Here is a 21,954-nt window from a genome sequence, read left to right on the forward strand (position 1 = left end):
TTTTTTGAAACCGAAGTTTCGTGCTCAATGAATTCTGTATAAATTGACTATATAGTCACTCATAAGAAATTGAGACTCTAAATTTGTTTGCGTCACTTAGTAAACTAAGCTTCGCTGTTAGAACTCAATCTGTACGAGTGCCCACACAGATGATTGCTTTATATTGTTAAAGAACGTTGCGACGATGTCGCTAGGGATGCGTATAATACATCCTTAATTTTTCGAGTCAATACTTAATTTCAAACTTTCTTTCGATTATTTGAAACCGAAGTTTCACTTAACTCTCTGCTACGTTGTTCAGCGCCTTTCGTTGCTGCCTGCCGTGTCAGTGGGGTCGCATTATAGGGAGATGGATTTTTTACGCAAGCACTTTTTTCAATAAAATTTAAAAAAATGTACTGTTCGCTCAGCTTTTGAACTAAACACCCTAAAACTGGGTGTTTTGCAGTCAATTTAGGCCTGTTTGGGTGTATTTATTTGCTTCGCTGTTACACTAGACTGAGCGCATTTTAAAAATAAAGGTGAATTTATGACTATCCGTTCTTATAAAGGGATCACTCCGACATACGATAATAGTGTTTATATTGATGAGTCATCGGTTTTAGTAGGTGATATTACGCTTGGTAAAGATTCAAGTGTATGGCCTCTTGTTGCTGCGCGAGGTGATGTTAACTATATACGTATTGGTGAACGTACGAACATTCAAGATGGCAGTGTTTTACATTTAACCCGTGCCTCTAAGTCAAACCCCGATGGCTACCCTCTTATTATTGGTGATGATGTCACTGTTGGTCATAAGGTTATGCTACACGGTTGCCAACTTGGTAATCGTATACTTGTTGGTATGGGCGCAATAGTAATGGATAACGCAGTTGTTGAAGATGATGTGATCATTGGTGGTGGTTCACTGGTACCACCTAACAAGCGTTTAGAGTCTGGTTACCTTTATGTAGGTAGCCCTGTAAAACAGGCTCGCCCTTTAACAGAGCAAGAGCGCGCCTTTTTAAAAATCTCTGCTGATAATTATGTTCAGCTTAAAGATGAATACTTAGCTGAGGTCTAAAACACTTCGGTTAATTCAATTTGTCCTGCCGAGTTATACTGCTCATCTTCGATCAGTTGCTCGGCGAGCTCTTCGTAATCGAAACGATAAGATTCAAAGTAATTAACCGCACTGCTTTGATCTGCAAAATCATACTTGCTGGTATCAATAACACACTCCACCATCAAACCACTTACTTGTGCGAAGAATACCAACTGTTTTTCTTCAGGCTTAAATTCGAGTCTGTCTATAAATTGGATAGCTTGATTCACGCAATTTCTCCTGCTTTAAGTGCGGTAACAACGGGAATAATTTCTGGCATTTTATTGCGCCATACAAAATAAGCTTGTGCTGCTTGGCCAACTAGCATGCCACAACCATCGAGTGTTAAACATGTTGGGTTAATCGACTTAACCCAACTGATAAATGCGGTATCGTCATTGGCGTAAAACATATCGTAAGCGCACTGACACTTAGCAACATGGTCTTCAGCTATACCCGGCAGGTCTCCAGTTACACTACTTGAGGTTGAATTAATCACCACATCATAGTTGTTTGCTGGGATATCATTTAAAGCAAAGCCCTGCACATTTATTTCACCATTAAAATGACTCGCTAGCGCCTTTGCTTTTTCGGCGGTACGGTTGGCTATTGTTAAGCTTTCGATATGCTCATTCAATAATGGCTGAATGACACCTCGCGCTGCACCACCGGCGCCAACAAGAAGAACTCGCTGCCCTTTTAAGGTGACATTATTAGCTAAAAGATCTTTAACAAGTCCTACACCATCGGTGTTATCACCCAGTAGGCTGCCATCGTCAAGCTGTTTAATAGTGTTTACGGCTCCAGCAATTTTCGCTTGCTCTGTGAGTTCATCGACCATGGCAAACGCTTGTTCTTTAAACGGCAAAGTGACATTAGCCCCTTTACCACCAGCAGCGAAAAACTCAGCGACAGTTTTTTCAAATGCATCTGTTGGTGCTAAAATGGCGCTGTATTGTATTTGCTCGTTTAATGATGCAGCAAATTGTGCGTGTATTGCGGGTGATTTCGAATGTTTTATTGGATTTCCAAAAACCGCGTATTTGTCCATAGTGAAGCAACCTCTTCGCCCTGTAGAGCTTTATTAATATTATGATTAAACGACTTTTTTCTAAATCGAAACCAACGCCTGAAACACCTACCCCAGAAAAAACACCTTACGAAATTATTGGCGGTGAAGCAGGAGCTCGAGCAATTGCAAATCGATTTTACGACATAATGGCCACAGATGAATACGCCAAACCATTATATGATATGCATCCGCAGCCTTTAGATAGAATTCGCCAAGTCTTCTTTGAGTTTTTATCTGGCTGGCTGGGCGGTCCTGACCTATTCGTTGAAAAATATGGTCACCCAATGCTAAGAAAGCGTCACATGCCTTTCCCTATTGATCAAGACTTACGTGACCAATGGATGCATTGTATGAATAAAACGCTTGATATCGAGATTGATAACCCACTACTTCGCGAAGGGTTAAGACAGTCATTATCACAACTCGCCAGCCATATGATCAATCAAAACTAACTAAGCTTTGCGCTATATCAATGTACGCTTTTTCTAAATAAAGATAATAAATTTTCCTTAATTTAGAAAAAGCGTCGTCGAATGAAGTCTATCCAATTTAAAATTTATGCCTTGTTAGCACTAACAGGGGTATTGGTATTATTTGCCAGTATATTTAGTAGTGCCCAGCAACAACATGAATTAGCAAGAGATACCGTTGAAAGTAACATAAAACTGCTTGCCGATAATTACTTTGATTCTATTAATACCATGATGCTGACAGGCACTATGGCTAATCGCGAAATTCTAAGTACTAAATTAAGAAGTCATCCTAATATTGAAGATGCCCATATCATTCGTAGTCCAATCGTTAATAAAATTTATGGGCCAGGAAATGCCAACCAAGTTGCGACTAACGATGCTGAGCGAAATGCACTAACAGGCACTGAAGCACTATTTATTGATAATCAAAAAAGTACGATGACTTATCTAAAGCCTATGTTTGCTCGCAGTGATTATAAAGGAACAAACTGCTTAGGCTGCCATCAAGCACAAGAAGGCGATGTGTTAGGTGTAGTAAAAATTAGTTATTCGTTGGCTGATATTGAGCAAGAAGTATCGCAAAACACCTTAATGAACACGCTACTATTAGCGGCTATTTTCATTTCGGCTTTCTCACTACTAGCAGTGATGTTTAGAAAAATTTTCATCAAACGCTTAAAAGTCATTAGCCATACCATGCACTTGGCAACCACCAATAAAGATTTAAGCCTCACGGTAGATGATAGTAATAATGACGAGCTTAGTTCTCTTGCCACCAGCTTTAATCACATGATTGGTGCGTTTAAAGATAATATTGCTCAAGTTTCTCATTCTTCTAAGGTATTGATCCACTCTGCCGAAAGCATTTATGCCTCAGCGGATGCTACCGAGCAAGCGATTTTAAAGCAAAAGCAAGGGACAGATTCGGTCGCTGCCGCCATTAATGAACTAGAAAGCTCATCAAGCGAAGTTAAAAACACCACCCATTTTGCATCTGAAAAGTCAGAGCACAGTAATCAACTTGCGCAGCAAAGCTTACATGTTGCTGAGCACACTGAGCAAAGTATTAATCAACTTGCGGCAGATGTTAGAGCGGCTGCCGAGCAAGTAAGTCAACTGCAAACCCAAACGTTAGACGTTGGTAAAGTACTCGAGGTGATCAGTAGCATTGCCGAACAAACAAACTTACTTGCACTTAATGCAGCCATTGAGGCGGCTCGTGCTGGTGAAGCTGGCCGAGGCTTTGCTGTGGTAGCCGATGAAGTACGTACTTTAGCGACCCGCACTCATGACTCAACGGATGAAATTCGCCGCACTATCGACAAGCTACAAAGTGAAGCGGCACAAACCGTTAATACCATGAATAACTCTTGCGAAGAAGCAGACGAAAGAGCAGTTCAAGTTAAGCAAGTAGCTAAAGCATTACGTGATATTTCTTCACAAATGAGTGAGATAAACCAACTTAACGTGCAAATTGCTGATGCCACTGAACAGCAAAACCTCGCGGCTGAAGAAATTAACCAGAGCGTTATTGCAATTAGTGATAATGCCGAGCACTCATTAGTCGATGCCCATGAAAACCAAAAAGTCAGCGAAGAGCTGTTGTCGTTAGCTCGTTCACTTGATGAGCAAGTAAGACGCTTTAAATTAAGCTAAATTGCGCGCTTTTCGTGCAACTGCTAGAGTTGTTATATGCATTTCATAGTAAATAAGGATATTTAAATGAAATTTTTAACAACTCTTTTAGTCTGTATTGGGGTTATTGCGGCGTTACTATTTACCTATCAACACAGCGTGAATGAATCTGCTGATCAAATAAGCACTGTTAATGAATATATACAACGTGATGATATTCAACAGATTGCTCAATCTCTTCTCAGCCAAGATAAAACTTCACAAAGCGATAAGTATGAACAAAGTATTGTTGATGGTTTTGATAAGCTTATTCAGCACCCAGAATATTTTCAGGTGAAACTTGATTTCTATGCCTGTGATATCAGTCAATGCTTAACACAGGTTAGCGCCCCCATTGATACAACACCTGATAAGCTAGAAATATTAAAAGCAGAAGTGCTATTTAGTGTCTTGGCAGAGCTGCCTAGCAGTGACAGTGTTGCCACCCTCGTAGAGGGTGACAACGCAATGTTGGTTCGAGTGGTTTCAATACTTGATTAAAGCTGCCATTGACGTGCAACTAAATCAGATTCTTTGCTATTTAACCAATCTTGCGGGCGTAAATAGTACTGATATAGCTTAGCTTCTGGGCTATCTGCAGCTGGTACATAGTTATATTCCCAACGAGCTAATGGTGGCATCGACATCAAAATTGATTCAGTACGTCCACCTGTTTGTAAGCCAAATAATGTGCCGCGGTCCCAAACAAGATTAAACTCAACATAACGACCACGACGATACAGTTGGAAATCGCGTTGCTGATCGGTTGTTGGCGTGTCTTTGCGGCGCTCAATTATAGGAAGGTAAGCATCTAAAAAACCATTTCCTACCGCCTGCATAAAGGCAAAGCTTTGTTCAAAGCCCAGCTCATTTAAATCATCAAAGAACAAGCCACCAACACCACGTGTTTCACTGCGGTGTTTTAGATAAAAGTAATCATCACACCAGTTTTTATATTTATCGTAAACCTCAGCACCGAATGGCTGACATAAATCGCTAGCCACCTGATGCCAATGTTGTACATCTTCAAAAACAGGGTAATAAGGGGTTAAATCAAAACCACCACCAAACCACCAAATTGGCTCTTCACCTTCTTTTTCGGCAATAAAGAAACGGACATTGGCATGGCTAGTTGGAATATGTGGATTATTAGGGTGGATCACTAATGACACACCACATGCATGAAAGCTACGACCAGCGAGCTCTGGACGATGTGCTGTTGCTGATGCTGGCATCGAAGCACCAAACACATGCGAGTAGTTTACCCCACCCTGTTCGATGACATTACCACCTTGGATAACACGCGTACGGCCACCGCCGCCTTCTGCACGTTGCCAATTATCTTCAACAAACTTTGCTTTGCCGTCAGCATTTTCAAGGCCCTGACAAATTGTATCTTGTAAGGCCATTAAATAGGTTTTAACTTGTTCGAGTAGCTCGCTTTGCATGTTTATCCTCTAAATACTTTACCGGTCGCTGCGTCTTTAATCACACTTGGTTGGCTGTTGCCACCTAACGGCTCATCAACATAAAAATCTACTGTGTCTGCAAATTCGCTTTTCGCTTGTGCGATAGTCATTACCGTTTCTTGACCGGTTAAGTTTGCACTTGTTGAAACCAACGGCTTACCAAATTGCTGACACAGGGCTTTTACCGTTGGATGATCAGTAACACGTACCGCAATAGTATCAAACTGGCCTGTTAGCCACTTTGGCGTTTCTTTTGCTGCAGGCATCACCCAAGTGATAGCACCTGGCCATTGTGAAAAGATATCAGCACGTTTATCCATGGGGATTTTGGCATCATCTACATACTTTAATAACTGGCCATAATTGTCAGCAATTAAAATTAAGCCTTTTTCTACAGGGCGTTGTTTGATGGCTAAAAGCTTTTCAACCGCAGCTTGGTTATCAGGATCGCAACCAAGACCAAAAACAGCTTCGGTTGGGTAAACAATTACACCGCCTTGCTGCAAAGCGTCAATTGCATTGGCTGGTTGTGCAACAGGATCAGACAAAGAAACTCTCCTAAATAAACAAATTACAAGTGCATTAAGATTCGACTAACTTATGCATACACGACTTCTGCGGGCATTGTAACACAACACCTGAAGCTGTTTTCTTTTCGGTCATAATTGGCCACTGGCAGGCCGGGCACTCGGTCGCCACAGGTTTGTGATTAAGGGTATATTTACAGCGCGGATAGCCATCACAAGAATAAAAGGTTTTGCCAAACTTATTACTACGAGCAACCAGCTGGCCTTTTTTGCATTTAGGACAAGCAGGTAATTGAGGAGCATCGTCAGGCTCTTCATCATGAGCAATATAGTGGCACTCAGGATAGCCAGTACACCCAATAAACATACCGTAGCGGCCATTTTTAATTACTAATGGCTTACCACACTCTGGGCAGGCACTGTCTTCGAGTACTTTTATTTGTTGGCTATCGTGATGAGCTAATGGGCGGATAAAGTCACACTTTGGGTAACTGGCACAGCCTAAGAACGGCCCTGACTTTGAGTTGCGCATAACCAATTCAGAACCGCATTTAGGGCAAACCTCATACTCTTTTTCGAGTGCATGTTTATCTGCAGAAAAAAGAGAATGGTCGATTTTACTCATAAGATTCCTGTGGGGTTGGCTAATTTTCGCCTAATATACCCAAACTCAACAAAGATACAAGCAAAGTCGAATTAATGTAATACATCGGCTGGCTCGTCAAATATTAAGTCTTCCATTTGTGCGTAAGCTTGCTCTGACCCTGGTACATTAAATAACACCATTAGCACCACCCACTTTAGGTCTTCCAAAGAAATAAATGGTTTATCTAGAGCACAAAGTCTATCTATCACCATTTCGCGAGTTACGGTGTTAATTACACCTATTTGCTCGATAAACATTAAAAAGCCGCGACACTCAACACTTAACATTTGGCATTCACTATCAGTGTAAATACGCATAGCATGTTGTGGTTGGGCATTAAGGTACGGGTAGATATCGCTTTGTTGTAAGTCAGCAAGTTGCTCTAGCCAATCAAGGGCTTTGTAGATTTCAGGTTTATTGAAGCCAGCACGAACCAACTCATCGGTAAGTTCGTTCTCTTCAGTAAAGATTTCAGCTTCACTATGGATATAGTTTTCAAAAAGATACATGAGGATGTCAAACATGTTTATGTCCTCCTAGTCTTATATAACCATCTAGTACTCGTTCGATTTTATCTGCGAGCTCTAGGTCGAGTAACCGAGCTTGTACTTCGTCTACAGGTAATTGGCTGCGCTGTGTTATTTGATCAACACTTGTTACCTCATACCCTATACTTTTGAACACTGGGCAGTCGGGTTCATCTGCAATAGGCTGTTCTATACTATATAGACTGTTTTCACAGAAAAAGCTCACTTCATCAAGAATATCAGTAATATTTTCTGTCAATTTAGCGCCTTGCTTAATTAAAAAATGGCTTGCCTCTGATAGTGGGCTTTTTATCGAACCCGGCACGGCAAACACCTCTTTATTTTGCTCAAGCGCATAGCGCACTGTCACCAATGAGCCACTTTTAATTTGCGCTTCGACAATCAACACTCCTAATGATAATCCAGAGATAATACGGTTTCGGCGCGGAAAATTAGCGGCATTAGCAGCCGTTCCCGGTAAGAACTCAGAAACCAACAAGCCCCGCTCAGCAACCTGTTTAATGAGTAAGCGATGGCGTTTTGGATAAGCAATATCGATACCCGTACCAAGTACGGCAATGGTGTTTCCTGACCCTGCTAATGCGCCTTTATGGGCTGCACCATCAATTCCCATAGCCATACCTGATGTCACCGTCATGCCAACAGCAGATAATTGATGGGCAAACTCAGCAGCGACTTCAAGCCCTGTCGGTGTGGCATTACGACTACCGACAATTGCTATTTGCGGTGACAGTAATAGTTCTGTGTTACCTAAACAAAATAATAAGATAGGTGCACTGGCTATTTGTTTGAGTAAAGGCGGATAGCTGCTATCAAAATAGCTTATGACTTTGATTTTAAGTCTTGCTATTAACTCTTGGTAGTGGGCTACTAACTGCCAGTCAGTATTAACTAAGTTATCGGCTTGGCTTTGTGATAAACCCAGCTGCTGAAGCTCTAAACTAGATAGCTTAAATAGCTCATCCAGTGGCCGTCTTTGACTTAATGCAATAAGGCTTTTTATTCCAAGCCCTTTACATAAATAAAAGGCAAGCCAATGGGATAGCTTGCCTGAAACCTGTGCCATGCTCCCTCCTTAGAGCGCCCAAATTGTGAGTTAGTTTATAACTGCATAATCTCCAACTCGGATCGGGTGCTGATTCTTCACAATCAATGCGTAGCTAACGTTGTCATATACCTTAAACACCATTAACTCACCGACTTTTTCCTTTGGCATGTGCCATACATTGCTGTCTTCATCGCTTTCAATTCCTAACACATCATTTGCATCAGTCATGAATTTCTCAAGACTGTTAGAATCTTCGCGGTAACGCGGACCATTGCGGCCGTCATACACTTCAGGTGATTGACGCTGAATATCAAGTACAAAACCTGGTTTCACTTGGTCTGAACCTAAGTTTAGTACAACAATGTCCATGGTACTAAATTCACGCATTTCATTAGCTGCGGCGATAATAGTGCCATCTAAAGTAGCTTCAGGGCGTTTCATAGTGAAATAGGCTGGCAACATTTGCCCTTCCATCGCCGGCATTAAAAAGTCATGCGGCTTAATTTCTTGTTTTACCAGTTCAACTTTAACTGAGGCAGGTACGCCGTTTTCTACGTCACCGCTTCTAAATGCGCGAACAATCGCCACTAATTCCGCTTTATTCGCTAGTACTTCATTGGTATTTGGATCAACAAGATCATTGCCTTTACGGTATACGCCATAAGCTTCGTTAAGTGTTAAGTCACCTTTAACGTAAAGCGTATGGCCCATAGTATTCATTTTGGTATTAACACTGGCACCCAAAATATATGGTTTTTGTGCAATAACATCGGCGCTAATCGCTTGCTCATAACTCAAATATGGGCGCAGCAACTCCAAAGGCAACGTCGGCACTGCTTGCTTGCCTTTTGGTGTAATTCGCCCTTCTGGAGAGAGTTTTTTATAACGCGCATTTTTAACTAAACGAGGATTTCCGTCTTTATCGTAAATTAAAGTGAGCGCATCACCCGGGTATATTAAATGCGGATTCGCAATTTGCGGGTTCATTTGCCATAAATCAGGCCATTGCCAAGGTTCATCAAGATACACGCCCGAGATATCCCAAAGCGTATCGCCTTTTTTGACAACATATTGTTTTGGTGCATCTTTTTTAATTGTTAAAACATCAGCAGCTACCGGAAAAGCACAGCTAATGGCTAACAAAGCCGCAACTAGTGGGTATCTCATTTGGCTTCCTTGAGTTGTTTTTAGATTATTATCGACCAAAACCTGTTAAAGGTGAACACGAATGGCTAAAATAAGAGCATACAATACCCTAAATGAATCACAAGTGTAAAAGGTAACTATGGCTAGGTTAGAAGTTTTGAGATTTCCGGATGAGCGTTTACGTACAATCGCGAAAGAAGTACCAGAAGTAAACGATGAAGTTCGTCAAATCGTCAAAGACATGCTTGAAACTATGTATGACGAAAACGGTATCGGCTTAGCAGCGACGCAAGTAGATATCCACCAGCGAATTGTGGTGATCGACGTATCTGAAGAGCGCGACCAACCGTTAGTGTTAATCAACCCAGAAATCACCAAAAAAGATGGTTCAACTGTGAGTGAAGAAGGCTGTTTATCTGTTCCTTACTCATACGCAAAAGTTGACCGCGCAGAAACAGTTACTGTTAAAGCGCTTAATGAAAACGGTGAAGAGTTTAGCCTTGACGCTGACGAGCTATTAGCGATTTGTATTCAGCATGAGCTTGATCACCTTAAAGGCACCCTATTTATTGATTATCTATCGCCTTTAAAGCGCCAACGTATCCGTAAAAAGCTTGAAAAAGAAGCTAAGCTGGCTGCTAAATCATAAGTTAATCAATAGGAATATCTGTGACACAACCATTACGCATTATTTTTGCTGGTACGCCGGATTTCGCTGCGCGCCATTTACAAGCACTGATTGACTCAGAGCACGAAGTTGTTGGTGTATATAGCCAACCGGATCGACCAGCGGGCCGAGGTAAAAAGCTAAAAGCCAGTGAAGTTAAAGAACTGGCACTTGCTCATGATTTACCTGTATTTCAACCGCAATCACTAAAATCAGATGAAGCACTTGCAGAGCTTACCAGCCTGAACGCCGATATTATGATTGTGGTGGCGTACGGCTTACTGTTACCAAAAGCGATTTTAGATGCACCGCGCTTAGGCTGCTTAAACGTGCATGGCTCTATTTTACCGCGCTGGCGTGGTGCTGCACCGATCCAACGTGCTATTTGGGCTGGTGACAATGAAACCGGTGTAACAATAATGCAAATGGATGAAGGCTTAGATACCGGCGATATGCTGCATATCAGCCGTTGCCCGATTGATAGCACAGAAACCAGTAGCTCTTTATACGATAAATTAGCTGCACTGGGTCCTGATGCACTGATCAGTACAATCAATCGTCTTGCTGCAGGTGAAATCACCCCAGAAAAGCAAGATGACGCACAAGCAAATTATGCCAAGAAGCTATCAAAAGACGAAGCCAATATTGATTGGTCAATGGATGCTGCGCAAATTGAGCGTAATATCCGTGCCTTTAATCCATGGCCTGTTTGCTTTACTGAAATGGCAGGACAAACGGTAAAAATTTGGCAAGCCGAAGTTGTATCGCAAACTGCACAAGCCGGTAAAATCATTGCTGCTGATAAGCAAGGTATTACCGTTGGCTGTGGGCAAGATGCACTTAAAATCACCCTTCTTCAACCACAAGGTAAAAAACCAATGGCTGTTACTGACTTTTTAAATGGTCGCAGTGATTGGGTTGAACCTGGCTCAGTATTAGGTCAAAGCAATGAGTAATGTAAGAGCACTTGCTGCTGAAACCCTCTATAACGTGGTCGATAAAGGTGCATCGCTAAATCAAGAACTACCTTTTGCAAGTCAAGGATTATCGCCGAAAGATAAAGCCCTACTACAACAAATTTGCTACGGTGTGCTGCGCTATTTACCTAGCCTAGAAAATTATTGTCAGCAACTTTTAGATCAACCACTAAAAGGTAAGCGCCGTATTTTCCAGTTCTTGTTGTATGTGGGTATTTACCAACTTCAACACATGCGCGTACCGCCTCATGCAGCAATCAGCGAAACGGTTAATGCGCTTCAGCAAATGCGTGCACTGGGTTTAAAAGGCCTGATTAACGCTATTTTACGCAGTTTCCAACGTGAACAAGCTGAGCTTGAAGAAAAAGCAAAGCAAATTCCTGTTTGCAAATTTAACCACCCAGGTTGGTTTATCAAACAAGTAACCGCTGCTTACCCTGATAACTGGCAAGAAATTCTTGAAGCGAATCAGCTGCAAGCACCTATGTGGTTACGTGTAAACCAAGCGCAATATAGCACCCAAGAATACAGCGAAATGCTTAAAGCAAATGATATTGAGCATACCCTTAATGCTGATTTTCCTGATGGTATTAAACTAGCTAAACCGTGTGATGTGTACGCACTGCCAGAATTTGATACCGGTGCCTGCTCAGTTCAAGATGCTGCGGCACAATTAGCAGCACGCTTTTTAGATCCACAAAATGATGATGTCATTTTAGATGCGTGTGCAGCGCCAGGTGGTAAAACGTGTCATATCCTAGAGCTTGCTGATGCCGACGTATTAGCACTTGATAGCGACAGCGAGCGCCTAGAACGCGTTAAACAAAACTTAGTGCGTATTGGTTTAGCTGCTGATTTACAATGTGCCGATGCTTCACAACCTCACATCTGGTGGGATGAGCAGCAATTTGACCGTATTTTGCTTGATGTGCCTTGTTCAGCAACTGGCGTGATCCGTCGTCACCCTGATATTAAATGGTTACGTCGTGCATCTGATATTGAAGATCTGGCTAATTTACAAGGCGATATCTTAAATAGCATCTGGCCTCTACTTAAGCCTGGTGGTACGTTAGTTTACGCGACCTGCTCAGTATTACCGCAAGAGAACCAACAACAAGTTGCTAAGTTCCTTGCCAATAATCCAAGTGCTGAACACATACCTTTGCATGAAAACGACACCCCAACGATGCCTGGCCTGCAATTACTGCCTGGTGAAAGTGACGGTTTCTATTATGCAAAGCTAGTTAAAAAACACTAATAAGAACAAGCTATGAAAATAATCATACTCGGTGCCGGACAAGTTGGTGGCACACTGGCAGAAAACCTCGTAGGTGAGCAAAATGAGATCACCGTTGTCGATATCGACGGTAACCGTTTGCGTGAGCTACAAGATAAGTACGACTTACAAGGTGTTACTGGCCACAGTGCGCATCCCGATGTATTGCGTCGCGCAGGCGCAGAAGACGCCGATATGATTATTGCCGTAACCAGTTCAGATGAAGTGAACATGGTTGCTTGCCAGGTTGCTTATAGTATTTTTAACACGCCAACCAAAATTGCCCGTATTCGCTCAGAGCAATACTTAAAGTACCGTGAAAAGCTATTTCATAACGACGACTTACCTGTTGACCACTACATTGCTCCAGAAGCGCTGGTAACTAAGTATATTCGTCGCTTAATCGACTATCCGGGTGCTTTACAGGTATTACAATTTGCCGATGGCATGTTATCGCTAGTTGCGGTGAAAGCCTATTACGGTGGTTTGCTGGTGGGTTATGCACTTTCAGCCTTGAAAGAGCACATCCCGAATGTCGAAACCCGGGTAGCGGCTATTTATCGTCAAGGTAAAGCGATTAAACCGCTTGGCACAACGGTTATCGAAGCGGACGATGAAGTGTTCTTTATCGCTGCAACAAAGCATATTCGAGCAGTTATGAATGAGCTGCAAAAGCTCGAACGTTCATACAAAAAGATCATGATTGCTGGTGGTGGTAATATCGGTGCGGGCCTTGCGCGTTCACTTGAGAAAAACCACAGTGTGAAGCTGCTTGAACGCAATAAAGAGCGCGCAGCACAGCTCTCTGAAATGCTTGATAACACCGTAGTGTTCTGTGGCGATGCTTCTGATCAAGAGCTGCTATCTGAAGAACATATTGAACAAGTGGATGTGTTCATCGCAGTGACTAACGACGATGAAGCAAACATTATGTCTGCGATGCTGGCAAAGCGTATGGGCGCACAAAAAACCATGGTGCTTATTCAGCGTGGCGCTTATGTTGACCTAGTACAAGGCGGTGAAATTGATATTGCTATTTCACCTCAGCAAGCCACTATCTCGGCGCTGTTAACACACGTTCGCCGTGGTGACATTGTTAATGTTTATTCGTTACGTAAGGGCGCAGCAGAAGCCATTGAGGCTGTCGCTCATGGTGATGAGCATACTTCTAAAGTTGTTGGCCGAGCAATTGCTGATATCAAACTACCAGCTGGAACAACCATTGGTGCAATTGTGCGTAACGATGATGTACTGATTGCCCATGACGATACGGTTATTCAGTCGGGTGACCATGTAATCATGTTCTTGATTGATAAAAAGCACATTACAGTTGTTGAAAAGCTGTTCCAAGTAAGTGCTATCTTCTTGTAAAAAAGCTTATAAACGAAAAAAGCAGCCATGACAGCTGCTTTACGACTCTTGAAGTGAAAGTACCTAACTTTTCTAAAAGATTCTATTGAATTTGAGCGAACTCTTCTTTTGAAAGTTCGCCATTACCGTCACTATCTAGCTCTGGAAATAACTTTTCAAGCTGCATATTTGCAGACGCTTCTTCTTTGCTGATCACACCATCACCGTCAGTATCGAACGTTGCAAAGCTTACGCCTTGTGCAAAGGCTGCTGATGACGTTGCTAGTGCTAAAATTGCGATTGTTGTGCTTAACTGTTTCATAATAACTACCTTAAATTTGAAAAGAGTGAAATCCGTTTCTGAGATCCCTGTTTAGTGGAAATTGGTATAACTACGTATTAATTCAGTTATTCGGCTTCAGAGAACTCAGCTTCTGTAAGAACGCCGTCGCCATTCACGTCTAATGTTTTAAACTGCGACATAATTTTTGCGTCAACGGCTGCTTCACTTTTGCTAACCACGCCGTTACCGTCTACGTCTAAGGTGTCAAAATCAGTTGCTGCAAAAGCTGCTGAAGAAGATGCAAGGGCGATTAAAGCTAATGTTTTGTTTACTGTTTTCATAATCATATTCCTTCAATTTTAAGAGTGTTAGCTGATCACACTTCCAGTGTTATCCTTTGTCATGGATTCCCTTATCCATTTAGGCTGTCTTTGGCAGCTCAGAACTAATCAGCTAAATAAACTGGTTTTGCTTAATCACATTAAGCTTTTGAAAATTCTTGTTTCGATAACTCACCGTTACCGTCAGTGTCTAATTCACTGAATTTGCTCATTAGCTCTGCATCTACCGATGCTTCGCTTTGGCTGATAACACCATTGCCATCAACATCTAGAGTATCGAAATCACTCATCGCAAACGCTGCAGATGAAGATACAAGTGCCATAAGTGCTAGTGTTTTATTTACTGTGTTCATAATGTCATTCCTTCAAAATGTGTTGTCTTGAGTTAGAAGTCCTTTTCAGCGTGTCCTTACAATGAAATTAAGCTTTTGAGTACTCTTGTTTAGACAGCTCACCGTTGCCGTCTGTATCAAGCTCTTTAAATTGGCTCATTAACGTTTCGCTTACTGATGCTTCGCTTTTGCTGATAGCGCCATCGCCATTAACATCCAGTGTGTCAAAGTCAGCGGCAAACGCTGCTGATGAAGTTGCAAGGGCTACAAGTGCTAAAGTTTTGTGTAACGTTTTCATAATCACTATTCCTTCAATGTTGTCTCAACTGTGATAAAGGATATGTTCCTGAATCAGTTTTTCTCTGTGTTCGCTAAAACTATTTCAACTTCGATGCCAAAGTTAAAAAGAGCAATAAAATCAGTGCATTAAATTAAAATATCGAGAATTAGGGGGAAATAACGCGATTTTTTTGTTGCTGTTTTGCAACAAGCTCGGTGGTTGGTTTTACGCTTCTTTTAAAATCAATAAGTTACCAAGATTAAAATGGAGACAATAGCGATTAACTCGGATTAGAAAACAGAAAAATTAGAAATTTGAAAATAAACTCTATCTGAACAACAAAACTTAAAGAAAAAAATCGAAATTAATTTAATTAATAAAACATTGATTTAATTGGTTATTTGAATTTATTAATAAATTAATTTTGATATTTATAGGGTTAAATCGGGGGAAATAGCCATTTTGTTGCAAAATGGCGAATTGGTATTAGTTATCCAACACTGAAAGGTCAATTAAGTGCTCTTTCATAAACGCTTTCATTTCATCTTCACTCGTATCAAGCTGTACACCGAACATAAAGCCGCCTGCTCTTTTGCGCACGCTACATACTGTGCCATTAAACTCACGTTTACTAAGTGTGATTTGGCAGCTTTGCCCTTTAAAAGCGCTTAAGTTCTCCTTGCTATTAAGATCAAACTGCACGCCTGTTAGTGAAATATCTTTAATAAGCCCAGCCAATTTTTGCTCTGCAATGACTAAGTTTGCAGGGAATAACGTAGGAATACGTGCTTCACTACGTAAGCTATAAAGCTGCACTTGCTTAGGAAACTCGAGAAAAATTAAACGGTGAGGATGCGATGCCAAGGCGCTTATTTGCTGACGAAAAGCAATTACTTGCCCACCACCCGCTTCAAGTACCGCGCGTATAACGACCATCACCCCATCTTTGATGAAATCACTACCATTTGCTAAACGCTTTGCTGATGGGTAATTGATAATGATGTACTGATCATTCATCAAACCAATAAATTCTGTTTTTACGCGTTTACTGTCGGTTGGTGTGGTAATTTCAACATCTACCAAGCTACCCGCAGGGATACAGGTTAGCTTTTCTAGATTACGTTGTTTTTGAGTTTTTGGCACAGTAATGCCTCCACTTCTAGATAATCACCTTACTATGGTTAGCCTCGCCAGAAGGTTGGCGTAAACAACACTAACAGGGTGAATATTTCTAAACGACCAAATACCATCGCAATAGTAAGTAGCCATTTTGCCGTATCAGAAATCGCTCCGTAATGAGCAGCGACTTCACCTAAACCTGGGCCTAAGTTATTTAAGCAAGCAGCTGTTGCTGAGAATGCACTGATGTTATCCATGCCGGTGCCCATCAGCGCCAACATAATAATGACGAACACTAACGCATACGCAGAGAAGAAGCCCCAAACAGCTTCTACAACTTTATCTGGAAGTGCTTTTCGGCCTAATTTAATTGAATAAATAGCTCTTGGGTGCACAAGACGATTGAGCTCACGAATACCTTGTAAGTAAAGTAAGAACACTCGCACGACCTTCATACCACCACCGGTAGAGCCTGCGCAGCCGCCAATAAAACTTGAGAAGATAAGTAAAATAGGTAAGAACAATGGCCATGCTGAGAAGTTGTCTGTCGCAAAGCCCGCGGTGGTACTCATTGATACCGCTTGAAACATAGCTTGGTCGAGAGTCTCGTCACCATCGGCATAAATATTATTTGAAGACAGTACAGTAAAGCAGACAATGACCAATGCTAATTGAATCAATAAGAACACTTTAAATTCAGGGTCGCGTAAATAAACACGAATATTGCGTGAAGCTACCGCCGCATAATGCAGCGAGAAGTTAATGGCTGCAATCAGCAAAAACACTACACAAATAAAGTTAATTAATGGGCTATCAAACTGCCCCATTGATGCATCGTAGGTAGAGAAGCCGCCTATCGCAATCGTAGAGAACGCATGACAGATTGCATCAAACCAATCCATTCCTGCAGCCCAATACGCAAGCGTACAGGCTATTGTCAGCGATACATAGATATACCAAAGATGCTTTGCGGTATCGGCAATACGCGGTGTCATTTTTGAGTCTTTAACCGGACCAGGTGTTTCTGCACGGTACAGCTGCATACCACCGACCCCTAGCATAGGCAGTACCGCGACTGCGAGTACGATGATCCCCATACCACCTAGCCATTGCAGTTGCTGGCGATAAAAGAGGACTGATTTAGGTAAGTATTCTATGCCCGTAAGTACGGTAGCCCCTGTTGTTGTCAGCCCAGAAAAGGCCTCAAATACGGAGTCAGCTAAGGAAAGATTAGGCTCTTGTAAGAACACTAAAGGCACCGCAGCGAAGGTACCTAGTACCAACCAGAACAAGACTACAATCAAGAAGCCTTCACGGGCTTTAAGATCACCATGCTCATGACGGTTTGGATAATAAGCTGCTAAACCAATTACAACACTAAAAATGAAAGCGAGAACGAATGGCACACCACCACCGTCTTTGTAGATCAAAGACACCAGTGCCGGTGGCACCATAGTGATACTAAATAGCGCCACCAGCTGGCCGAGAATTTTTATTATGGTACGAAATTGCATCTAGGCGTATCGCTTTCTTATTAAATGTTTAGCTAATACAGTTTATTGTCTTACAGCCTTAATTGTAAGTAAACGGAATGTATTATTTTTACATTTCAAACTTTTCTGACTTTTAGGCTAACTTCGCCATGAGTCAATTCATGGATATCATCAATCGCTTGCTCTGCCTGACGGCTATCGATTTCAATTTGCCATGTGATGTTCTCTGCAAATTGTTTTTCGATATTAAGCACCTGATACTGATTTTTTAATAACTGCTCAATTGCACCTTGTACGCTGTAATCACTTTGACCAACTAGTTCAACACTCGGTACCTTGGTAATGGTTTTAAGCTCTCGCATGGCATTATTTAAACTACCGCCGTAAGCGCGAACTAGCCCACCTGTACCAAGCTTGATGCCCCCGAAATAACGGGTTACCACCGCTGTAATTTCACCAATACCAGAGCCTGTTAATACATTAAGCATTGGCTTACCTGCTGTGCCATTGGGCTCACCATCATCAGAAAAGCCATACACATGACTACCACCGGGATTACCCGCAACATGTGCCCAGCAATTATGACGAGCATCGCTGTATTTATCTTGAATCTCTTTGATAAAGGCTTTTGCTGCCGCAAGATCTGGGGTGTGGGCAATATGCACAATAAAGGTGCTTTTCTTGATTTCTTCTTGGTAAAAAACCGGCTCAGCCGGATATTGGTATTCAGACATAATTGCTTATCTAAAAAAATGGGGCCTATTGGCCCCAATATTCACTAACCTTTATCGTTAATCTAAGTGTAGATCACGAGTCATGTTTTCTAGGCTATCTTCATGAACGATAATATTATCTTCAATACGGATACCGCCAAATGGCTTAAACTCTTCAACTTTTTCCCAGTTAATAAACTGTTTGTTGTCAGTTTGCGCAAGGTCACCTAATAACGAGTCGATAAAGTATAAACCAGGTTCAATAGTAAATACTTGGTTCTTTTCGATTAAGCGAGTGCAACGTAGGAACGGATGACCTTCAGGTGGTGCTTGGTGCGCACCTGTATCATCAGCCATAAAGCCACCCATATCGTGAACTTGTAAACCAAGATGATGACCAAGACCATGCGGGAAGAACGTCGACGTAATACCACGCTCAACAATTTCAGCGGCTGGTAACTTCACAATATTAAAGTCGCTTAGTACTTGCGCTACACGCTGGTGACAATCTAAATGCAATTCACCGTATAACAAGCCAGGCTTTAATGCTTTACCTAAAGCGATTTGATGCTCAGTCATTACTTTAATTAAGTCGCTAAACTCACCTGACTTTTTAAAGTCATAAGTACGTGTGATATCAGCAGCATAACCATTAAAGTTTGCACCTGCGTCAATAAGGAAAGAGTGATGCGTTTGCGGCGCTTTAGGCTCAAAATGCGTGTAATGTAAAATTGCACAATTCTCATTTAGTGCAACGATATTGCCGTAAGGCATCTCGTTTTCACTCTGGCGGGTAGCCATGAGGTAAGCTTGCTGAATATCAAACTCTGAACCACCAGCAAAAAACGTATCGCGTGCTGCTTTGTGGCCATCTACCGCGATACGGTTAGCTTGGCGTAAACACTCAAGCTCATACTGCGTTTTATAAGCACGATGAAAATGAAGGTAGTTCATAACTGGCTCTGGGTTCATAATACTAAAGCCCAGCGCTTGCGCTACTTCTAGGTATTCACCGATATAGGCAAACTTTTCTTTATCGTAAGGCAGTAGCTTTTCTACCTGATCTGGCTGTACTAATAATTCAATATCAAAATACTCAGCCCAAAAATCACGTGGTTCGTCAGGCACTTTATGCCAAAAGTCCACAGGACGATAAAAAATCAGTTTCGGCTTAGATGCACCATCAACCACAATCCAACAATGTGGGTTGTCGATCACTGGTAACCAAGCTTTAAATTGCGGATTCACCTTAAACGGATAATACATGTCATCTAAAAACTGACGTTTAGCCTGACCTGAGTGAATTACTAACCCTTCTAAACCTTCACGCTCTGTAATTGTTCGAGTGCGTTGTTGCAAGGTTGCAATATGTTCGGCGTATAACACCGCTAATTTATCCATAGTAAACCCATCTTTAGTAAATTTAACTTGTTAGCAGTCTATCATAGCCAGCACTATCCCCCAACTGAGGGAGGATAGTGTGACAAATCGAGTTTAACCACCCATCGACATATCAAGAATTGGCGCTAGAACATTGCCATCGCGTCCTAATCGAGTGTGATAAACCTGTCTGTAAGCAAATACATTCTTAACGTAGTTTCGTGTTTCTGTATAAGGAATTAACTCAATCCACAGCTCAGCTGGCATAGCTTGCTCTGGGATCCAACGTTTAATACGATGATAACCCGCATTATAAGAAGCCGTTGCCAAGATTTCGTTGCCATGATTTTTCTTTTTCAAATACTGCAAATACTCACTACCTAGACGAATATTAGTACGAGGCTGGTATAACTGTTTTCGTGATACAGAGCTTTTATTCATATACTTAGCAGTGCTTGGCAACAACTGCATTAAACCATGGGCATTGGCATGAGAACGCGCGTCGGGCGCAAAAGAACTTTCACGGCGTGAAATTGCAATGCTCCAAGCAACATCAATATGGCTGCGACTGCTATATGTTGCAAATACATCTTTGAACGCAAATGGGAAACGTAAGTCGACATAGTCCCACTCTTTTAACTGCGCCAAGGTGTAGATAGTACTGTCGTACCAATCAAGTTCAGCAGCAAGCAATGAGGCAGCAAGCTTTTCTTCTTTGGTTGATGTACCCGTTAAATAATTCCACTCACGACGCGCAGATGTAAAGCGCTCAAGCTCATATAAAGCACGAGCTCGCTTAAAGCCTGGAGCATTCGCCACTTCAAGCTTTAGCTTATTACTAATATTTATCTCTTTGTTATTTAAGCTAACCGGAATACCTAAGCGTGCAGATGCTAAAAAGCCGTAATAATCACGCTCTTTAGCCACTGTTTGCCAGATTTCACGAGCACGCTCGACTTCACCACGTTGGTTTAAGCTATATGCCAACCAATATTGTTGACCTAGGCTCAGGTTTTCTTTGCCTGTAAAAAACGCCACAATACCAGACCAATCTTGTCTCTCTAACATATTGCCAAGTTGCCATTGCATTAACTTTCTAGTTTGACGGTCTTTAGGCACTTTATTTAACCAAAAGCGCGCTTGTTGGTGGCCACTTGAAGCAAGCGACAAGGCAAAACTGTAGTAAACATCCGCTTTTTGCTCGTCTGTGTAATCGAACATGGTTTCGAGCTTTTCCCAGGCACGCAGTGCAAGGTCTTTATCTCGCCATACTAGGCGTTTAACTCCATAAATCGCAATCTGCCCTTCTTTAGCAGATTTTTTCTTGTAGCGATAAAGGCCCGCTGAAGCACTCGGATCTTTGCGTACCTTTAAATATAAATCAGCTAAATATTGGTCAGCACGAGGCAGTAATGTTTTTAAGTATGGAATTAAACTTGATGAGCCCCCTTCGGCAGCCAAGCTAATGCGCTGCCAAACCCGCTCTTCGGTCTGGTAACCTTTTTTCTTCCAAAGAGAGAACAACTTATCGCACTCTTTTGGTTGTGATTTTCCTACCACCCATAAATCAGTCACTTGATTCATGATGGCTTTTTCAGGCGCACCTAAGTCCAATTGAAAACTTAAATAAGGACAGGTCAATTCGTTATTGCTTGTTTCGCGATAGTTACGAATATAAGCCGCTTTTTTGTTGTACTTTTTTAAGTAATTAAGCCATGCCTTACGTACAGGCCACTCTAGTGGCGTGTTTTGGTAAACATTGAGGTAGTTTTCGATTTCTGTCTGGTGTTTAAGGCTCGGATTACGTTGCCAATAAGCCTTTTCGACATAAGGCTTCAAAGGGTGATCAAGCCCACTTGCCGCCTCTTTCATGTCTTGATAATCACCGTAACGCGCCTTTTTTTCTGCTTTTAAAAAAGCGTCATGTTTATCGTTGGCTTCAGCTGCAAAAAAAGGAAAAAGTAATGCGGCAGCTGTCCAACCAAGGAGTTGTTTTTTCATGATGACCTTTAACAAAAATTAAAGAATTAATAACAAAAAACTTCTCCTACACCTT

The 21,954-nt window shown here is 41.8% G+C and carries 25 protein-coding genes; 8 read left to right on the forward strand and 17 right to left on the reverse strand.

Annotated features, from left to right (window positions below):
• Positions 1-529 precede the first annotated feature (529 nt).
• A complete protein-coding gene (locus VRK28_RS15575) occupies positions 530-1,063 on the forward strand; it encodes a gamma carbonic anhydrase family protein (protein WP_332394123.1) in 534 nt (177 codons plus the stop codon).
• On the opposite strand, the gene VRK28_RS15580 is transcribed toward VRK28_RS15575, so the two are convergent.
• Positions 1,060-1,314, reverse strand: coding sequence for a DUF1488 domain-containing protein (locus VRK28_RS15580; protein ID WP_054563787.1), 255 nt, complete (start codon positions 1,312-1,314; stop codon positions 1,060-1,062). The genes VRK28_RS15575 and VRK28_RS15580 overlap by 4 nt on opposite strands.
• Positions 1,311-2,135: a shikimate dehydrogenase gene (gene aroE / locus VRK28_RS15585; RefSeq protein ID WP_332394124.1), complete on the reverse strand. Its 825-nt coding sequence runs from the start codon at positions 2,133-2,135 to the stop codon at positions 1,311-1,313. The genes VRK28_RS15580 and aroE overlap by 4 nt, the downstream gene beginning before the upstream one ends.
• A 41-nt stretch (positions 2,136-2,176) precedes the next feature.
• On the opposite strand from aroE, the gene VRK28_RS15590 reads away from it, so the two are divergent.
• The 3 genes from VRK28_RS15590 to VRK28_RS15600 all read left to right on the forward strand — a co-directional run bounded on the left by VRK28_RS15590 (position 2,177) and on the right by VRK28_RS15600 (position 4,804).
• Complete coding sequence (locus tag VRK28_RS15590; RefSeq protein WP_054554758.1) at positions 2,177-2,608, forward strand: group II truncated hemoglobin; 432 nt, start codon at positions 2,177-2,179, stop codon at positions 2,606-2,608.
• A gap of 81 nt (positions 2,609-2,689) precedes the next feature.
• Positions 2,690-4,285: a methyl-accepting chemotaxis protein gene (locus VRK28_RS15595; RefSeq protein ID WP_063529457.1), complete on the forward strand. Its 1,596-nt coding sequence runs from the start codon at positions 2,690-2,692 to the stop codon at positions 4,283-4,285.
• A gap of 66 nt (positions 4,286-4,351) precedes the next feature.
• Positions 4,352-4,804, forward strand: coding sequence for a hypothetical protein (locus tag VRK28_RS15600; RefSeq protein ID WP_332394125.1), 453 nt, complete (start codon positions 4,352-4,354; stop codon positions 4,802-4,804).
• Here VRK28_RS15600 and hemF read toward each other — a convergent pair.
• From hemF to VRK28_RS15630, 6 genes are all read right to left on the reverse strand, one after another.
• Positions 4,801-5,751: an oxygen-dependent coproporphyrinogen oxidase gene (hemF, locus tag VRK28_RS15605; RefSeq protein WP_304637641.1), complete on the reverse strand. Its 951-nt coding sequence runs from the start codon at positions 5,749-5,751 to the stop codon at positions 4,801-4,803. The genes VRK28_RS15600 and hemF overlap by 4 nt on opposite strands.
• A 2-nt stretch (positions 5,752-5,753) precedes the next feature.
• A complete protein-coding gene (locus tag VRK28_RS15610; RefSeq protein WP_062564610.1) occupies positions 5,754-6,320 on the reverse strand; it encodes an L-threonylcarbamoyladenylate synthase in 567 nt (188 codons plus the stop codon).
• A gap of 34 nt (positions 6,321-6,354) precedes the next feature.
• Complete coding sequence (locus VRK28_RS15615) at positions 6,355-6,924, reverse strand: DNA topoisomerase family protein (RefSeq protein WP_062564609.1); 570 nt, start codon at positions 6,922-6,924, stop codon at positions 6,355-6,357.
• Positions 6,925-6,995: 71 nt separating this feature from the next.
• Positions 6,996-7,469, reverse strand: coding sequence for a DUF494 family protein (locus VRK28_RS15620; RefSeq protein WP_054563780.1), 474 nt, complete (start codon positions 7,467-7,469; stop codon positions 6,996-6,998).
• Positions 7,462-8,559, reverse strand: a complete 1,098-nt coding sequence (gene dprA, locus VRK28_RS15625) for a DNA-processing protein DprA (protein WP_332394126.1) — start codon at positions 8,557-8,559, stop codon at positions 7,462-7,464. Before dprA ends, VRK28_RS15620 begins: the two co-directional genes overlap by 8 nt.
• A 30-nt stretch (positions 8,560-8,589) precedes the next feature.
• Entirely contained in the window at positions 8,590-9,708 is a 1,119-nt protein-coding gene (locus tag VRK28_RS15630) for a LysM peptidoglycan-binding domain-containing protein (protein ID WP_054563778.1), read from the reverse strand.
• Positions 9,709-9,826: 118 nt separating this feature from the next.
• Here VRK28_RS15630 and def point away from each other — a divergent pair, with 118 nt between their 5' ends.
• The 4 genes from def to trkA are packed head-to-tail and all read left to right on the forward strand — an operon-like array spanning position 9,827 to position 13,978.
• On the forward strand, positions 9,827-10,336 hold the full coding sequence (gene def, locus VRK28_RS15635) for a peptide deformylase (protein WP_054554770.1): 510 nt from the start codon (positions 9,827-9,829) through the stop codon (positions 10,334-10,336).
• Between the two features lie 20 nt (positions 10,337-10,356).
• Positions 10,357-11,310 carry a methionyl-tRNA formyltransferase gene (fmt, locus tag VRK28_RS15640; protein ID WP_055199321.1) on the forward strand — a complete coding sequence of 318 codons (954 nt, stop codon included), beginning with the start codon at positions 10,357-10,359 and terminating at the stop codon, positions 11,308-11,310.
• Complete coding sequence (gene rsmB / locus VRK28_RS15645; protein WP_063527767.1) at positions 11,303-12,589, forward strand: 16S rRNA (cytosine(967)-C(5))-methyltransferase RsmB; 1,287 nt, start codon at positions 11,303-11,305, stop codon at positions 12,587-12,589. Before fmt ends, rsmB begins: the two co-directional genes overlap by 8 nt.
• Positions 12,590-12,601: 12 nt before the next feature.
• The gene (gene trkA, locus VRK28_RS15650; protein WP_054563775.1) at positions 12,602-13,978 is read left to right on the forward strand and encodes a Trk system potassium transporter TrkA; all 1,377 of its coding nucleotides are present in this window, start codon (positions 12,602-12,604) and stop codon (positions 13,976-13,978) included.
• A gap of 82 nt (positions 13,979-14,060) precedes the next feature.
• On the opposite strand, the gene VRK28_RS15655 is transcribed toward trkA, so the two are convergent.
• From VRK28_RS15655 to VRK28_RS15695, 9 genes are all read right to left on the reverse strand, one after another.
• Positions 14,061-14,279 (reverse strand): EF-hand domain-containing protein, encoded by a 219-nt coding sequence (locus VRK28_RS15655; protein WP_054554774.1) that lies wholly within the window; start codon positions 14,277-14,279, stop codon positions 14,061-14,063.
• A gap of 86 nt (positions 14,280-14,365) precedes the next feature.
• Complete coding sequence (locus VRK28_RS15660; protein ID WP_055022185.1) at positions 14,366-14,581, reverse strand: calmodulin; 216 nt, start codon at positions 14,579-14,581, stop codon at positions 14,366-14,368.
• Between the two features lie 140 nt (positions 14,582-14,721).
• The gene (locus VRK28_RS15665) at positions 14,722-14,934 is read right to left on the reverse strand and encodes a calmodulin (RefSeq protein WP_054554776.1); all 213 of its coding nucleotides are present in this window, start codon (positions 14,932-14,934) and stop codon (positions 14,722-14,724) included.
• 67 nt (positions 14,935-15,001) lie between these two features.
• The gene (locus VRK28_RS15670; protein WP_054563772.1) at positions 15,002-15,211 is read right to left on the reverse strand and encodes a calmodulin; all 210 of its coding nucleotides are present in this window, start codon (positions 15,209-15,211) and stop codon (positions 15,002-15,004) included.
• A 468-nt stretch (positions 15,212-15,679) separates the two neighbouring features.
• Positions 15,680-16,336 carry a flagellar brake protein gene (locus VRK28_RS15675; protein ID WP_332394127.1) on the reverse strand — a complete coding sequence of 219 codons (657 nt, stop codon included), beginning with the start codon at positions 16,334-16,336 and terminating at the stop codon, positions 15,680-15,682.
• Positions 16,337-16,374: 38 nt separating this feature from the next.
• Entirely contained in the window at positions 16,375-17,826 is a 1,452-nt protein-coding gene (locus VRK28_RS15680; protein WP_054563770.1) for a TrkH family potassium uptake protein, read from the reverse strand.
• Between the two features lie 95 nt (positions 17,827-17,921).
• The gene (locus VRK28_RS15685) at positions 17,922-18,539 is read right to left on the reverse strand and encodes a YigZ family protein (protein ID WP_062564605.1); all 618 of its coding nucleotides are present in this window, start codon (positions 18,537-18,539) and stop codon (positions 17,922-17,924) included.
• 57 nt (positions 18,540-18,596) lie between these two features.
• Positions 18,597-19,919, reverse strand: a complete 1,323-nt coding sequence (gene pepQ / locus VRK28_RS15690; protein WP_058583681.1) for a Xaa-Pro dipeptidase — start codon at positions 19,917-19,919, stop codon at positions 18,597-18,599.
• A gap of 93 nt (positions 19,920-20,012) precedes the next feature.
• The gene (locus tag VRK28_RS15695; protein WP_054563767.1) at positions 20,013-21,899 is read right to left on the reverse strand and encodes a transglycosylase SLT domain-containing protein; all 1,887 of its coding nucleotides are present in this window, start codon (positions 21,897-21,899) and stop codon (positions 20,013-20,015) included.
• Positions 21,900-21,954 lie beyond the last annotated feature (55 nt).

It is taken from the genome of Pseudoalteromonas sp. P80D2 (assembly GCF_036680945.1).
GTDB lineage: Bacteria > Pseudomonadota > Gammaproteobacteria > Enterobacterales > Alteromonadaceae > Pseudoalteromonas > Pseudoalteromonas shioyasakiensis.

Bases quoted from the DNA above. Each gene is read 5' to 3' on its own strand.
- VRK28_RS15575 (WP_332394123.1), top strand. From the start codon at position 530: ATGACTATCCGTTCTTATAAAGGGATCACTCCGACATACGATAATAGT.
- aroE (WP_332394124.1), bottom strand. From the start codon at position 2,135: ATGGACAAATACGCGGTTTTTGGAAATCCAATAAAACATTCGAAATCA.
- VRK28_RS15590 (WP_054554758.1), top strand. From the start codon at position 2,177: ATGATTAAACGACTTTTTTCTAAATCGAAACCAACGCCTGAAACACCT.
- VRK28_RS15595 (WP_063529457.1), top strand. From the start codon at position 2,690: ATGAAGTCTATCCAATTTAAAATTTATGCCTTGTTAGCACTAACAGGG.
- VRK28_RS15600 (WP_332394125.1), top strand. From the start codon at position 4,352: ATGAAATTTTTAACAACTCTTTTAGTCTGTATTGGGGTTATTGCGGCG.
- hemF (WP_304637641.1), bottom strand. From the start codon at position 5,751: ATGCAAAGCGAGCTACTCGAACAAGTTAAAACCTATTTAATGGCCTTA.
- VRK28_RS15615 (WP_062564609.1), bottom strand. From the start codon at position 6,924: ATGAGTAAAATCGACCATTCTCTTTTTTCTGCAGATAAACATGCACTC.
- VRK28_RS15620 (WP_054563780.1), bottom strand. From the start codon at position 7,469: ATGTTTGACATCCTCATGTATCTTTTTGAAAACTATATCCATAGTGAA.
- dprA (WP_332394126.1), bottom strand. From the start codon at position 8,559: ATGGCACAGGTTTCAGGCAAGCTATCCCATTGGCTTGCCTTTTATTTA.
- VRK28_RS15630 (WP_054563778.1), bottom strand. From the start codon at position 9,708: ATGAGATACCCACTAGTTGCGGCTTTGTTAGCCATTAGCTGTGCTTTT.
- def (WP_054554770.1), top strand. From the start codon at position 9,827: ATGGCTAGGTTAGAAGTTTTGAGATTTCCGGATGAGCGTTTACGTACA.
- rsmB (WP_063527767.1), top strand. From the start codon at position 11,303: ATGAGTAATGTAAGAGCACTTGCTGCTGAAACCCTCTATAACGTGGTC.
- trkA (WP_054563775.1), top strand. From the start codon at position 12,602: ATGAAAATAATCATACTCGGTGCCGGACAAGTTGGTGGCACACTGGCA.
- VRK28_RS15655 (WP_054554774.1), bottom strand. From the start codon at position 14,279: ATGAAACAGTTAAGCACAACAATCGCAATTTTAGCACTAGCAACGTCA.
- VRK28_RS15660 (WP_055022185.1), bottom strand. From the start codon at position 14,581: ATGAAAACAGTAAACAAAACATTAGCTTTAATCGCCCTTGCATCTTCT.
- VRK28_RS15665 (WP_054554776.1), bottom strand. From the start codon at position 14,934: ATGAACACAGTAAATAAAACACTAGCACTTATGGCACTTGTATCTTCA.
- VRK28_RS15670 (WP_054563772.1), bottom strand. From the start codon at position 15,211: ATGAAAACGTTACACAAAACTTTAGCACTTGTAGCCCTTGCAACTTCA.
- VRK28_RS15680 (WP_054563770.1), bottom strand. From the start codon at position 17,826: ATGCAATTTCGTACCATAATAAAAATTCTCGGCCAGCTGGTGGCGCTA.
- VRK28_RS15685 (WP_062564605.1), bottom strand. From the start codon at position 18,539: ATGTCTGAATACCAATATCCGGCTGAGCCGGTTTTTTACCAAGAAGAA.
- pepQ (WP_058583681.1), bottom strand. From the start codon at position 19,919: ATGGATAAATTAGCGGTGTTATACGCCGAACATATTGCAACCTTGCAA.
- VRK28_RS15695 (WP_054563767.1), bottom strand. From the start codon at position 21,899: ATGAAAAAACAACTCCTTGGTTGGACAGCTGCCGCATTACTTTTTCCT.